The organism is Cupriavidus phytorum, assembly GCF_003254285.1.
Taxonomy (GTDB): domain Bacteria; phylum Pseudomonadota; class Gammaproteobacteria; order Burkholderiales; family Burkholderiaceae; genus Cupriavidus; species Cupriavidus phytorum.
In genome coordinates, this window is sequence record NZ_QKZN01000001.1 from 1098998 (window position 1) to 1111728 (window position 12731).

Genomic DNA, 12731 nt, shown 5'->3' on the forward strand with positions numbered 1-12731 from the left:
GGCGGCCGGGCGTCGTATCGCGGACCGGGCGGCTTCAGCCCGTCACGGTCTTGGTCTCGAGGAACTCGGCGATGCCTTCGGGACCGTACTCGCGGCCGTTGCCGGAAGTCTTGTAGCCGCCGAAGGGCGCGGTGATATCCATCATCGCGCCGTTGATGCGCACGCTGCCGGCGCGCAGCCGCGCCGCCAGCCTGCGCGCCCGCGCCGGGTCGGACGAGGCGACATAGGCCGCCAGGCCGAACTCGGTGTCGTTGGCGATGGCCACGGCTTCCTCTTCGCTGTCGTACGGCAACAGGCACAGCACCGGCCCGAAGATTTCCTCGCGGGCAATGGCCATGTCGTTGCGCACGTCGGCAAAGACGGTCGGGCGGACATAGAAGCCGCGTGCCAGGCCGTCGGGGCGGCCCGGGCCGCCGGCGGCCAGCCGGGCGCCTTCCTCGATGCCGACGCCGATCAGGCGCTGCACCTTGTCGTACTGGCCGCGGTTGGAGATCGGGCCCATCTTGGTTTCAGGATCGGAGGGATCGCCGACCTTCACCGCATTGGCCACCGCCGCGGCGATCTGCACCGCTTCCTCGTAGCGTGCGCGCGGCACCAGCACGCGCGTGGGCGCCACGCAGGTCTGGCCCGAATTGACCATGCACTGGGCCACGCCGCTGGTCACCGCGGCCTGCAGGTCGGCGTCGTCCAGCACGATCAGCGGCGACTTGCCGCCAAGTTCCTGTGCCACGCGCTTGACCGTGGGGGCGGCGCTGATGGCCACTTCGACGCCGGCGCGGGTCGAGCCGGTGATCGACACCATGTCGACCCCAGGATGCGACGACAGCGCGGCGCCGACCACGCGGCCTTCGCCATAGAGCATGTTGAACACGCCCGGCGGCGTGCCGGCGGCATCCATGATCTCGGCGAAGATCTGCGCGTCCAGCGGCGCGATCTCCGAGGGCTTGAGCACCACGGTGCAGCCGGCCGCCAGTGCCGGCGCCACCTTGGCCGCGATCTGGTTCAGCGGCCAGTTCCACGGGGTGATCAGCGCGGCCACGCCGATGGCTTCGCGCAGCACCACGCTCTTGCCGCGCGGGCTTTCGAAGGCAAAGTCGCGCAGCGCCTGCAACGTTGCCTGCAATTGCCCCAGCCCGATTGCCGCCTGCAGGTTGGTGGCCAGCGTGATCGGTGCGCCGATCTCCTGGCGCACCGCCTGCGCCAGGTCGGGAATGCGCGCCTGGTAGGCGGCGATGATGCGCTCGAGCAGCGCAATGCGGGTTTCGCGGGTGGATACCGACCACGCGGGGAAGGCCTCGCGCGCGGCCGCGACGGCGCGGTCCACGTCCGCGGCGGTGCCCATGGCGAGCCTGCCCGCCACCGCTTCGGTGGCCGGGTCGATGATGTCGGCCTGGGTAGCGCCTGCAGCGGGCTGCACCCATTGGCCCTGGATATAGAACTTGTCGACGATATGCATGCCGGTTGCCTTGGTAAGTTCGCGATCGGTCAGACCGGACGATCACCGATGATGGTGGCGCGGTTCATGTGGCGCACCGCGGGGAAGTAGTCCTGCACGGCGTAGTGCTGGGTCGAACGGTTGTCCCACAGCGCGATCGTGTCGGGCTGCCAGCGCAGGCGCACCTGATATTCGGGCGCGGCGGCCTGGCGGTACAGGTACTGCATCAGGTCCAGTTCCGCCGGCCGGAAATCGGAACCGAAGCGGTACGGCTGTTCTTTGGCGAAGTTGGCGAAATGCGTGGTGAAGGCCTCGTTCACGAACAGGATCTTCTCGCCGGTTTCCGGATGGGTGCGTACCACCGGGTGCACCATGGGCGGATACTTGGCGCGCATCTCGGCGTATTTTTCCTCGCTCAGGGCGGTGCCGAATGCCGGCATGGCGTCGTGCACCGCCTTCAGCCTGGCGATGCGGTCCTTCATCTCCTGCGGCAGGTTGTCGTAGGCCGCGGCCATGTTGATCCAGATGGTGTCGCCGCCGACCTCCGGGCACTCCAGGCAGCGCAGCATCGAGCCCATCGACGGGATCTCGCGCCACGATACGTCGGAGTGGTACAGGTTCTCGCGGCCGCGGGTCTTGTCGTTGCGGCCGAACACCACCAGCTCCGGATGCTCCGGATGGTTGGTGAACATCGGGTGGACTTCGAGCTCGCCGAAGCGCCGCGCCACCGCAACGTGCTGGGCCGGCGTGATGGCCTGCTTGCGGAAGAACAGCACCTTGTACTTCAGCAGTGCGCGGCGCAGCGAGAGATAGGTGTCGTGGTCCAGGGTCTCGCGGAAATCGATGCCCTCGACCTCGGCGCCGATGGTCGGCGTGCAGCGGCGCACGGTGAAGGGAAACGGCTCCTGCTCGAGCGCCCGGTAGTCTTGCGGGCTGATGGTGGCGGGTGCGGCGGCTTGCATGATGGTCTCCTTGCTAGTGTTTGTGCCAATGCAGGTGGGTTTCAGCGGAGCGCGGCCCTGAGCAGGTCCGCGGCCTTTTCGCCGATCATGATGGCCGGCGCGTTGGTGTTGCCGCCGACCAGGGTCGGCATGATCGAGGCATCGGCGACGCGCAGGCCCTGCACGCCGCGCACGCGCAGTTCGGGGTCGACCACGGCCATGTCGTCGACGCCCATCTTGCAGGTGCCGACCGGGTGGTAGACCGTATCGGCATGGTTGCGCACGAAGTCCTGGATCGCTGCCTCGTTGCTGCTGTCGGGCCCGAACGCGTCGGTCAGCACCTCGCGCCCGCCGTGCTGCGCCAGTGCGGGCTGGGCGAAGATGCGGCGAATCGCGCGCACGCCTTCGACCATGCCGGCCATGTCTTCCTCTGCCGACAGGAAGCGCGGATCGATCAGCGGCGCTTCGCGCGTGTCGGCGCTGCGCAGGCGCACGTGGCCGCGGCTCTTCGGGCGCAGCACGCAGGCATGGCAGGAATAGCCGTGGCCGAGATTGCCCAGGTTGCGGTTGCCGAGCAGCGCCACCGCGAAGTGCAGCTGCACGTCGGGGATTTCCAGTTCGGGCCGGCTGCGCAGGAACGCGCCGGCCTCGGCGATATTGGACGTCACCATGCCGGTGCGGGTGCGGCGGTAGCGCATCACCTCGCGCGCCAGCTTCAGCATGCCGCGGCCGGTCTTGCCGAACAGCTCGGTGCTCTGCAGCTGTTTGTTGACGATGATGTCGAGATGGTCCTGCAGGTTCTCGCCCACGCCCGGCAGTTCGTGGACCACGTCGATGCCGACCTCGCGCAGGTGCGCGGCCGGGCCGATGCCCGAGGCCAGCAGCAGTTGCGGCGAATTGAAGGCGCCGCCGCTGAGCACGATCTCGCGCCGTGCGCGCAGCACCTGCACCGTGCCGCCACGGACCACTTCCACGCCGGTGGCGCGCTTGCCGTCGAACAGGATGCGCAGTGCCTGCGTGTCGGTCATCACCGCCAGCCCGCGGCGGCCGCCGTTGAGCGCGGTGTCGGCCGCATTGCCGCTGTGCAGGTAGGCGCGCGCCGCGTTCCAGCGCTCGCCGTTGCGCTGCGTCACCTGGTACAGGCCGGCGCCTTCCTGGGTGGCGCCGTTGAAGTCGTCGTTGCGCGGCAGTCCGGCCTGCATCGCGGCCTCGACGAAGCGCTGCGCGAACGGGTTGGGCGAGCGCAGGTCGCTGACGTGCAGCGGCCCGTCGCTGCCATGCAGCGCGTCCGGCTGCCCGCCCAGGCGCGGATTGCGCTCGCTGCGGCGGAAGTAGGGCAGCACCTCGTCATAGCCCCAGCCGCGGCAACCCAGCGCGGCCCAGTCGTCATAGTCGCGCCGGTGGCCACGGATATAGACCATGCCGTTGATCGACGAGCTGCCGCCCAGGCAGCGCCCGCGCGGCTGGTAGGAGCGGCGGCCGTTCAGGCCCGGCTGCGGCTCGGTGTAGTAGGCGTAATTGCGCGGCCCGGCCTTGGGCACCACGGCGGCGATGCCGACCGGCGCCCAGATCGCGTAATGGTGGTCATGCGGTCCCGCCTCGAGCAGCGCCACGGTGACGCTGGCGTCCTCGGCCAGGCGGCCGGCCACGGCACAGCCCGCCGATCCGGCGCCGATGACGATGTAGTCGAACTCCGTCGGCGCGCCGGCGGTGTCATTTGCCCTGGTATCCAATTGCGTTGTCTCCTGTGTTGCCAGCATGCAGTGGGGTGGGGGCGCAGAGCGCTGGTGACGACGGATACTGCCATTACCTGTTATAACAGGTCAATAGGTTATGACGCGACCTGTCATGATAGGTATAATCCGCCTCACCCAGTTCGGAGCCGCCCGCGGGGCGGGACAGACGTGGCACTGCCCAGGTTCAAAGAGATCGAGAGCGAGATTCGCCAGCGAATCGCCAGCAACACCTTCGGCCCCGGGGCGAAGCTGCCGTCCGAGGCCGAACTGATGGCAGAGTTCGGCGTCAGCCGCATCACCGTGCGGCAGGCCCTGTCCGGCCTGCACAACGCCGGCCTGATCGAGAAAGTGAATGGCAAGGGCAGTTTCGTGACGCGGCCGGCCGATACCCCAAGCCTGGGCGCGCTGACAGGTTTCTACGAGACCGGCCGGGCGCGCGGCCAGCTGGCTTACGGCAAGCTGGCATCGGTGCGGTTGTTGCGGGCGCCGCCCCATGTGGCGGCGGCGCTGAGCCTGCAGCCGGGCGAGAAGGTGCTGAGCGTGGCCACGGTGCGCTATTGGGACGACGTGGCGGTCGCCTATTTCAACCTGATGGGGCCCGAGCCGCTGATGCGCCGCCTGGTGCAGGAAGATGTCGAGACCAACGATGCCATGGCGTTGTTCGAAAGCCGGCTGGGGTATCGCTTTCGCGACGTGGCGATGGAAGCCAGCGCCATCCCGGCGCCGGCCGATGTGGCGCGCAAGCTCGGCGTCGCCGAAGGGTTGCCGCTGTTGCGCCTGCGTTGCACGCCCTATGACATCGAAGGCACGCCGCTGTTCTGCGCGGACCTGCTGTTCCGCCCGGACCGCTATGCCTACAAGTGGACGCTGACGCGCTAAAGCGCGGGAGCGGCGGAAGCGAGCACCGCAACCGCGCTGGCGCGGCCAGTCTTCAGGTACCCGCACGGTAACTTTTACCGCCCGCACGTACTTCTTACTGCGGCCAGGGCACGCTGTGCGGCCGTGCCCGCTTCGCCGCAGCGCTGCACCCGTCCTTCCCAATCTGGTACGTCAGTTGCGTCTTCTCCAGCGCAGCGGCGCCATCGGCGCCCCGCCGGCAGGCTGCGCCATGCAGCAAGGCTTGCCGCCAACCTGCCAGATGGAGGACAACATGAAAACACCCTTACGCATCGGCACAGCCTTGCTAGCACTTGGCATCCTGGCGGGTTGCACCGCCACCGGCAGCACCAGCGGCTCTGGCTCGCTGTCCGGGTCGGGTTCGGTGACGGAACAGAACCGCAGCCGCACCACGCCTGGCGCCAGCACATCCACCGGCACCTCCGGCGCGACCAGCACCACCAGCCCGAGCGGTACCTCGAGCGGCAGCAGTGGCGCCGCCAGCGGTTCCGGCACCGCCCGCTGACGACGGCGCAGCCGCCTGCGCCAGCACGGGCGGCTGCGTTGTCGTGCCTCCGCGCTAACGGTCGCGGCTGGTATTGACGCGTTCGTCGCGCCGCGCCGGCACGATGCCCTCGTCGGCCAGCCGCTGCTGCAGGTCGTTGTTCGCCACGTACTTGAAGTCCTTGTCGATTTCCCTGGTGACCAGATCGGTGACGCTCGGCGGCAGCGTCTTGCGCAACAGCCCCAGGAAGCGCGGCGCCGCGATCAGCGCCAGTTCATCGAAGCGCTGCTTGTTGCGCGCGTCGTCGAGGTAATCGGCCACGCGCCGCGCAAACAGCTGCGCTTCCTGGTGCAGCTCGTCCTCGCCCGCCGAAGACGTGACCGTCGACGGGCCAACCTGGTGAGCGCCGGGATGTCCCGCATCGCCCTGGGCGGCGGCCTGTCCGCGGCGGCCGTAGGCGTCGCGCCGCAGATCGGCGCGGTCGGCATGCGCGGCCGCGTCGGTGATTTCCTTGATGACTTCCAGCGGGGCGCTGTCGCCATGCGAGGCAAAGATGCGGGCGACGGATTCGTCCGCCACCAGGATCCAGATGTTCTTCATGATCGCTCCGGTTGCCGGCCCGAACACAGGGCCCTCCGGCACCTGTTGCAAGGGATACGCCATCCGTCCCGCCGCCGCGCTTTGGCCGCAGGCGGCGCCATAAGCGGCCTGAGATGCCGGTCGCGGCACACGGTTGCAGTATCGACAGGGAAACCGTGCAACTTTTTCAGGCAACCGGCACTGGGCGCTCAGGCCAGGGCGGCAGCGATCCGGTTACCACACGCCGAAGAACACGCCGGCCTGCTTGTACACATTGGTCTTGGCCGCGACTTCTTCGTTGGTCACCGTCACGCGCGGCTTGAGCGTGCAGAACCAGTCCAGCAGGCGCAGCCGCATGGCGCTGCGCACGGCTTCATGCCCGGGATCGGCGCCCAGGTCGAAGTATTCCTGCGGATCGTTGTGCAGGTCGAACAGCTGCGGCCGGAAGCCCTGCCAGTGCACGTATTTCCAGCGTGCGTCGCGCACCATCCACGCGCGGCATTCGCCGGGATGGCGGCCCAGCGCGACGCGCGCGCCGCGGTAGGCATAGTCCAGCTCGGAGACCACGGCATCGCGCCACGCACCCGCGCCGTCGCGCGCGGCGGCGCGCGTCAGGTCGAGCAGCGAGCGGCCTTCGACGCGGTGGTCGGCGGGCGGCAGCCCCAGCGCATCCAGCACCGTCGGGACCACGTCGACCGCGCTGACCAGGCTGTCTTGCGCAGTGCCGCGGGTGGCATCGGCCTGCGGAGAAGGGTCGTAGACGATCAGCGGGATGTTCTGCACGGTGTCGTAGAACTGCTCCTTCTCGCCCAGCCAGTGGTCGCCGAGGAAGTCGCCATGGTCGGCGGTGAAGACGATCAGGGTGTCGTCCCAGCGGCCCATCCGTTCCAGCTGTTCCCACAGCAGGCCGAGCCGGTCGTCGATCTGCTGGATCAGCCCCTGGTAGGCGGGGCGTACCGTGTCGGAGACCTCGGTGCGCATGAAGTTGGCGCATTCCTCCTGCGTGCGATACGCCGACAGCACGGGATGCGGGTCTTCCAGTTCGGCCTCGTGGCGCTGCAGCGGCAGGCAGTCGTCCAGCGAATAGGCGGCGTGGTACGGCGCGGGCGCGAGGTAGGGCCAGTGCGGCTTGACCAGCGACAGGTGCAGCACCCACGGATCGTCGCCGCGCGCCGCGATGTACTGCATGGCCTGGCCAACGGTATAGGCGGTCTCGGAGTGCGGCTCGGCCACGCGCGCGGGCAGCCCGGCATTGCGCATGTGCCAGCCCGAGACGATCTCGCCGTGCGCGTTCTCGGCGCTGATCACATAGTCGGTCCACGGGTCGGCGCTGTCGTAGCCCTGCCGGCGCAGCCAGTCGGCATAGGCACTGCGCGGCTCGGCATGATGGCCGTCGTGGCGGTCGACTTCGGTGAAGTGGCCGCTGCGCAGCAGCGTCTCCAGCTCGGTGCCGCCGTCCAGGTGCAGCCGCTTCAGGTTGGCGTGGTCGGGCATCACATGGGTCTTGCCCGCCAGCGCCAGCGCGCGGCCGCTGTCCTTCAGGTACTCGCCCAGCGTGACTTCGCCGACCGACAGCGGCACGCGGTTCCAGGTGGCGCCGTGGCTGCTGACGTAGCGGCCGGTGTAGAAGCTCATGCGGCTGGGGCCGCAGACGCCGGAGGTGACATAGGCGCGGTCGAAGCGCACGCCACGCGCGGCCAGGGCATCGATATTGCGCGTGCGCAGCGTCGGGTGCCCGTAGCAACCGAGATGGTCGCGCCGCAGCTGGTCGCACATGATGAAAAGGGTGTTGCGGATCGTCATGGTCGGTAAGGTTGCGGGAAGCCGGCTGGCGCCGTCAGTCGCCGGTATAGCCCGATGCCTTGACCACCGGCGCCCATTTGGCGGCGTCGGCCTTCAGCACGCCGGCGAAGGCCTCGGCTGACCCGGTGGCGGGTTCGAGCCCCAGCTTCAGGAATCGGTCGCGCACGTCGGGCGACTGCACTGCCTTGACGATGGCGGCGTTGAGCCGCTCCAGCGCCGCGCGCGGTGTGCCGGCAGGCGCCAGCACGCCATAGCGGCCTTCGCCCTCGATGCCCTGGTAGCCGAGTTCGGTAAAGGTGGGCACGTCCGGCAGTGCCACCGAGCGATGCTTGCCCGAGGTCGCCAGCACGCGAATCTTGCCGGCGCGGTGCATCTCGGTCAGGTCGGCCAGCGTGTCGACCGAGGCCGGCACCTGCCCCCCGACCAGTGCGCTCATCAGCGGCGCCGAGCCGTTGAACGGCACGTGCAGCATGTCGACGCCCACCTGCTTGCCGATCATCAGCCCGAAGAAATGCGGAATGCTGCCGAGCGCGGGCGAGGCGTAGGAGTTGTTCTGCGCACCGGCCCTGAGCCAGGTCACGTAATCCTTCAGCGTGCGCGCCGGGCTGCCAGGACCGGTGGCCAGCGCCAGCTGGAAATTGGCGGCCTGCGCCACCGGCGTGAAATCGCGCTGGATATCGTAGTTGAGCTTGCGGTAGACCAGCGGCGCGATGGTCATCACCGCCGAGTTGGCGACCACCAGCGTATTGCCGTCGGCCGGCTGCGTGCGCGCGTAGTCCATCACCAGCCGGCCGCCTGCGCCGGGCTTGTTCTCGATCACCACGGTCTGGTTCAGCGTCTCGCGCAGCTTGTCGCCGACCAGGCGCGCGGCCAGGTCGGCGGTGCCGCCGGCGGGGTAGCCTACCAGGATGCGCAGCGGCCGGTCCGACTGCGCGCTGGCCGGCGCGGACCAGGCCGCGGCGACTGCCAGCAGGCATGCGGCAAGGCGGGGAACGAAGTTGCTGGGGCTCACGGTGTCTCCTGTCTGTTATGCGCCGGCGGCCGGCTTGGTGAGGAAGCTAACACCCGTCGATATAATTGACAAAGTCAACTAAATCGAAGGTGTGGCATGGCGCGCGAGAACAGCGGGAGCGACAGCAGCCGCCTGCAGCGGCCGCGGCGGCTGGCGGATTTCATCAACTACCGGGTCTACCACCTGAACCGGGTCGCGCTGGGCGCGGCCGCGCTGCACCTGCGCGCACGAGCGGGCGTGACCCGGCGCGAATGGCGCATGATCTCCTTCCTGGGCGAGCAGCCCGGCACGCGGCTGACCGAACTGGCGGAGAGCGCCGGCCTCGACAAGGTACTGGCCAGCCGCGCCGTGCACGCCTTGGTGGAGCGCGGCCTGGTGTGCCGGGAAACGCGCTCGCAGGACCGGCGCGCGGCCGCTTTCACGCTGACGGAGGAGGGCGAGGCGGTCTACCGCACCGCCTTTGCGCAGGCGCGTGACTTCAATACGCAGCTGGCCGCCTGCCTGACGGCCGAAGAGGCGCGGGTGCTGTCGCGCTGCCTCGACAAGCTGCAGGCGCGGGCCGGCGCCATGCTGGCCGAGGCCCAGGCCTTGCCGCAGCCGGCGGGCGAGGCGCCGGCGTGGGAGCTGCAGCGGGTGTGGCGCGGGGAGAAGGAGTAGGCCGCGCACGCCTGCGGCCTTCAATCCCGCGCGGCTGACTTTGGGCCCGCAGATCCCATGCCCTGGCCCTCGGCAAATGCCGAGGCCGCCTCCAGCAGCCAGCTACGCAGTTGCTGCATGGCATGGCTCATCGGGCGCGTATCGGGCTGGACCAGGTAATACGCGCTGGTGGAGCGCAACGAGCGGGCCACGGGGCTCACCAGTTGCCCGCTCGCCAGATACTCTTCCACCAGGAAACGTGGCACCAGGCCGATGCCCAGGCCGGCCCGCGCCGCGGCGATCACCATGCTGTGGTGGTCGAAGCGGGCGCCGCGCATGGCGTTGACGTCGTCGATGCCGGCCGCCTCCATCCATTGCTTCCAGCCGAAACTGCGCGTGGCCAGGTGCAGCAGCGGCGCATGGGCGATGTCATGGGCGTCGAGGCGCTTCTTGCGGCCGAACAGCTGCGGGTGGCATACCGCCACGGATTCCTCGCCGAACAACAGGTCCGCCCGGGCGCCGGGATAGACCGCTTCGCCGAAGTGGATCGCCGCGTCGTAGGGCGTGCCGTCGAACAGGAACACGTCGGACTGGGCGCTGATATTGACCACCACCCGCGGATGGCGCGCGTAGAAATCGGGCAGCCGCGGGATCAGCCATTCGACCGCCAGGGTCGGCACGCACGCCAGTTCGACGGTGCCGCCCGCGCCTTCATGTGCCATCACCTCGAGCGTGTCGCGCTGCAGCTTGCGCAACATCTCGCGCACCTGGACGCTGTACAGCGCACCGGCCGCGGTCAGCGTGATGCGCTGGTTGGCGCGGTGAAAGAGTTGCACGCCGAGCAGGCTTTCCAGCGCGGCAATCTGGCGCGATACCGCGCTTTCCGTGATGAACAGGTCGGCGGCGGCGCGGCGCAGGTTCAGGTGCAGCGCGGCGGCTTCGAAGGCGCGCAGGCTGGAAAGGCTGGGAAGGCGTTGCCGCATCGCGGGAAGGTAGTTGATGACATAAAGTCATCATCCTATACCGAAATCTCGCTTGAACCGGCGAACTTGATGAGAAATGATTCAGCCCTGGTCCCGCGGCCCCCACCATCGCGGCACCGCCATAACGACAACCATCAGGTAGACAGGAAAACAACAATGAAACGCTTGTTCAGCGCGCTGGCCGCCGGCACTTTCGCCTTTGGCATGACCCTATCCGGCATCGTCGCCGCCGAGGATTTCCCCGCCAAGCCCGTCCGCATCATCGTGCCGTATCCGCCGGGCGGTACCACCGACATGGTGGCGCGGCTGGTCGGCGAGCGGCTCGCGCTGCAATGGAAGCAACCGGTGCTGGTGGAGAACCGCCCCGGCGCGGGCGGCATCGTTGGCACCGGCGTCGCCGCCAAGTCCACCGCCGACGGCTATACGCTGCTGATGGGCTCGGTGGGCGAGTTCGGCATCAACCCCACCTTGTATAAAAAGCTGCCCTATGACGCCGCGGCCGATTTCGCGCCGGTGACGATGGTGGCGCGCGTGCCCAACGTGGTGGTGCTGTCGCCGGCGTTTGCCGAGCGCGCCCAGGTGCAGACGCTGGCGGAATTCATTACCTACCTGAAGGCCAATCCGAAGCGCGTCAATATGGCGTCGGCGGGCAACGGCACCTCGACGCACCTGGCCGGCGAGCTGTTCCAGCGCATGACCGGCACCGAGATGAGCCACGTCGCCTACAAGGGCAGCAGCCCGGCGATTGCCGACCTGATGGGCGGCAGCGTCGACGTGATGTTCGACAACCTGCCGGCGTCGCTGCCGTTCGTGCGCTCCGGCAAGCTCAAGGCGCTGGCGGTGACCACGCCGGCGCGCTCGTCGGCGCTGCCCAACGTGCCGACCGTTGCCGCCGCCGGCCCGGTGCCGGGCTTCGACGCCAGCCCGTGGTTCGGCCTGCTGGCGCCGCGCGGCGTATCCGGCGCGGTGGCGCAGAAGATCAGCCAGGACCTGGCGCGCGCGCTCGGCGATCCTGCCGTGCAGTCCCGCATGCGCGACCTCGGCGCGGAACCCGCGCCGAGCACCCCCGAAGCCTTCGCCGAGGTGCTGAAGAAAGACCGCCAGAAGTGGGGAGAGATCGTGCGCCTGTCCGGCGCTTCGGTGGACTGAAAGCCGTCATTGAACTTCATCTCGTTATCAGGCCGATGGGCCTCCCTGCATCATGAGCAATAACATCAACCAACTCGTTTCCCTGCATCTTGGCGCCAGCGGCGCCGAGCGCCTGTCCGCGCTGGTGAGCGCGCCCGCGCAACTGCCGGCTGGCGAAGCCGGGCGCCCGTCGCGCGCCGAGATTGCCCACGCGCTGAACCTGGTGCTGTTCGACGGCATCCTCGAGCGCGTGCCGACCGGCAAGGCCTACACCGAAGACGTGGCCGCAGCGGGGGGCAAGGTCCACTTCGACCATGGCGCGCTGCGCACCGTGCGCTGGCCCGACCATGGCGCGCTGCCCGCCGGCGAGGCCGCCTTCACGCGCATCCTGCGCCCGCTGGGCTACCGCCTCAACGGCACCTATCCGCTCGACCGCATCGGCATGACCGGGCGCTCGTACGCGCATGAAGACGCGCCGGAAGAGATCGCGCAGTTCTTTGTCAGCGAGCTGCATCCCGAGCGCTTCAGCGCGGGCTTCCAGCAGGCGGTCAGCCGCGTGCTCCAGACCTCGGTCGATCCGCTGACGCCGCGCGCGCAGGCGCTGCTGTGGGAACTCGAGCGCGAAGGGTCGTTACCGCTGGCGGATGCCGGCGAGCTGATCGGGGCGCTGGCGCGCTGCTTCGAACGCCATCATGCAGCACCGCGGCTGGCCGACTACGAGGCGCTGCTGGCCGAATCGGCCGAGATGGCGTGGATCGCCACCGAGGGCAATGCCTTCAACCACGCCACCGACCGCGTCGAGGACGTGTTCGCGCTGGCCGAGGCGCAGAAGCGGCTGGGCCGGCCGATCAAGGACAAGGTGGAAGTGTCGCGCAGCGGCCGCGTGCGCCAGACCGCGTTCCGCGCCGACCCGGTGCGCCGCGCCTTTGTCGGCGCGGACGGCGCCGAGGTGGTGCGCGAGGTGCCGGGCTCGTTCTACGAGTTCATCACCCGCGACCGCTACGTCGATGACGCGCAGGCGGTCACGCGCACCGACCTGGGCTTCGACGCAGGCAATGCGCAGGGCATCTTCAAGATGACCGCCGCGGCATGCTGAG

The 12731-nt window shown here is 68.9% G+C and carries 12 protein-coding genes; 5 read left to right on the forward strand and 7 right to left on the reverse strand.

All coding sequences use genetic code 11. The features are described 5' to 3' along the window. Positions 1–34: 34 nt before the first annotated feature. The 3 genes from C7416_RS04735 to C7416_RS04745 are packed head-to-tail and all read right to left on the reverse strand — an operon-like array spanning position 35 to position 4109. Complete coding sequence (locus C7416_RS04735) at positions 35–1456, reverse strand: aldehyde dehydrogenase family protein (RefSeq protein ID WP_111517332.1); 1422 nt, start codon at positions 1454–1456, stop codon at positions 35–37. Between the two features lie 29 nt (positions 1457–1485). Continuing rightward, complete coding sequence (locus C7416_RS04740; RefSeq protein WP_111517333.1) at positions 1486–2397, reverse strand: TauD/TfdA dioxygenase family protein; 912 nt, start codon at positions 2395–2397, stop codon at positions 1486–1488. Between the two features lie 41 nt (positions 2398–2438). Then, positions 2439–4109: a GMC family oxidoreductase gene (locus C7416_RS04745; RefSeq protein ID WP_111517334.1), complete on the reverse strand. Its 1671-nt coding sequence runs from the start codon at positions 4107–4109 to the stop codon at positions 2439–2441. A 171-nt stretch (positions 4110–4280) separates the two neighbouring features. On the opposite strand from C7416_RS04745, the gene C7416_RS04750 reads away from it, so the two are divergent. Further along, a complete protein-coding gene (locus tag C7416_RS04750) occupies positions 4281–4991 on the forward strand; it encodes a GntR family transcriptional regulator (RefSeq protein ID WP_111517335.1) in 711 nt (236 codons plus the stop codon). Positions 4992–5262: 271 nt separating this feature from the next. Beyond that, entirely contained in the window at positions 5263–5514 is a 252-nt protein-coding gene (locus C7416_RS29080; protein ID WP_147308996.1) for a hypothetical protein, read from the forward strand. Positions 5515–5568: 54 nt separating this feature from the next. Here C7416_RS29080 and C7416_RS04760 read toward each other — a convergent pair whose 3' ends face one another. The 3 genes from C7416_RS04760 to C7416_RS04770 form a co-directional block, all read right to left on the reverse strand. Further along, positions 5569–6093, reverse strand: a complete 525-nt coding sequence (locus tag C7416_RS04760; protein ID WP_111517337.1) for a host attachment protein — start codon at positions 6091–6093, stop codon at positions 5569–5571. 213 nt (positions 6094–6306) lie between these two features. Continuing rightward, positions 6307–7875 (reverse strand): sulfatase-like hydrolase/transferase, encoded by a 1569-nt coding sequence (locus C7416_RS04765; protein WP_111517338.1) that lies wholly within the window; start codon positions 7873–7875, stop codon positions 6307–6309. A gap of 34 nt (positions 7876–7909) precedes the next feature. Beyond that, positions 7910–8887, reverse strand: coding sequence for a Bug family tripartite tricarboxylate transporter substrate binding protein (locus tag C7416_RS04770; protein ID WP_111517339.1), 978 nt, complete (start codon positions 8885–8887; stop codon positions 7910–7912). A 96-nt stretch (positions 8888–8983) separates the two neighbouring features. Here C7416_RS04770 and C7416_RS04775 point away from each other — a divergent pair, with 96 nt between their 5' ends. Then, positions 8984–9544 (forward strand): MarR family winged helix-turn-helix transcriptional regulator, encoded by a 561-nt coding sequence (locus C7416_RS04775; RefSeq protein ID WP_111517340.1) that lies wholly within the window; start codon positions 8984–8986, stop codon positions 9542–9544. A 20-nt stretch (positions 9545–9564) separates the two neighbouring features. Here the strand turns inward: C7416_RS04775 and C7416_RS04780 are convergent, their stop codons facing one another. After that, complete coding sequence (locus C7416_RS04780; protein ID WP_111517341.1) at positions 9565–10506, reverse strand: LysR substrate-binding domain-containing protein; 942 nt, start codon at positions 10504–10506, stop codon at positions 9565–9567. Between the two features lie 156 nt (positions 10507–10662). Here C7416_RS04780 and C7416_RS04785 point away from each other — a divergent pair, with 156 nt between their 5' ends. Together C7416_RS04785 and C7416_RS04790 are read left to right on the forward strand one after the other, a co-directional pair. Then, complete coding sequence (locus C7416_RS04785; RefSeq protein ID WP_111517342.1) at positions 10663–11655, forward strand: Bug family tripartite tricarboxylate transporter substrate binding protein; 993 nt, start codon at positions 10663–10665, stop codon at positions 11653–11655. Between the two features lie 52 nt (positions 11656–11707). Continuing rightward, entirely contained in the window at positions 11708–12730 is a 1023-nt protein-coding gene (locus C7416_RS04790; RefSeq protein ID WP_111517343.1) for a DUF1338 domain-containing protein, read from the forward strand. The last annotated feature ends 1 nt before the right edge of the window (position 12731 follow it).

What these genes read in the sequence shown, in the direction of transcription:
- C7416_RS04735 (WP_111517332.1), bottom strand. Translation starts at nt 1,456, where the DNA reads ATGCATATCGTCGACAAGTTCTATATCCAGGGCCAATGGGTGCAGCCC.
- C7416_RS04740 (WP_111517333.1), bottom strand. Translation starts at nt 2,397, where the DNA reads ATGCAAGCCGCCGCACCCGCCACCATCAGCCCGCAAGACTACCGGGCG.
- C7416_RS29080 (WP_147308996.1), top strand. Translation starts at nt 5,263, where the DNA reads ATGAAAACACCCTTACGCATCGGCACAGCCTTGCTAGCACTTGGCATC.
- C7416_RS04760 (WP_111517337.1), bottom strand. Translation starts at nt 6,093, where the DNA reads ATGAAGAACATCTGGATCCTGGTGGCGGACGAATCCGTCGCCCGCATC.
- C7416_RS04765 (WP_111517338.1), bottom strand. Translation starts at nt 7,875, where the DNA reads ATGACGATCCGCAACACCCTTTTCATCATGTGCGACCAGCTGCGGCGC.
- C7416_RS04775 (WP_111517340.1), top strand. Translation starts at nt 8,984, where the DNA reads ATGGCGCGCGAGAACAGCGGGAGCGACAGCAGCCGCCTGCAGCGGCCG.
- C7416_RS04780 (WP_111517341.1), bottom strand. Translation starts at nt 10,506, where the DNA reads ATGCGGCAACGCCTTCCCAGCCTTTCCAGCCTGCGCGCCTTCGAAGCC.
- C7416_RS04785 (WP_111517342.1), top strand. Translation starts at nt 10,663, where the DNA reads ATGAAACGCTTGTTCAGCGCGCTGGCCGCCGGCACTTTCGCCTTTGGC.
- C7416_RS04790 (WP_111517343.1), top strand. Translation starts at nt 11,708, where the DNA reads ATGAGCAATAACATCAACCAACTCGTTTCCCTGCATCTTGGCGCCAGC.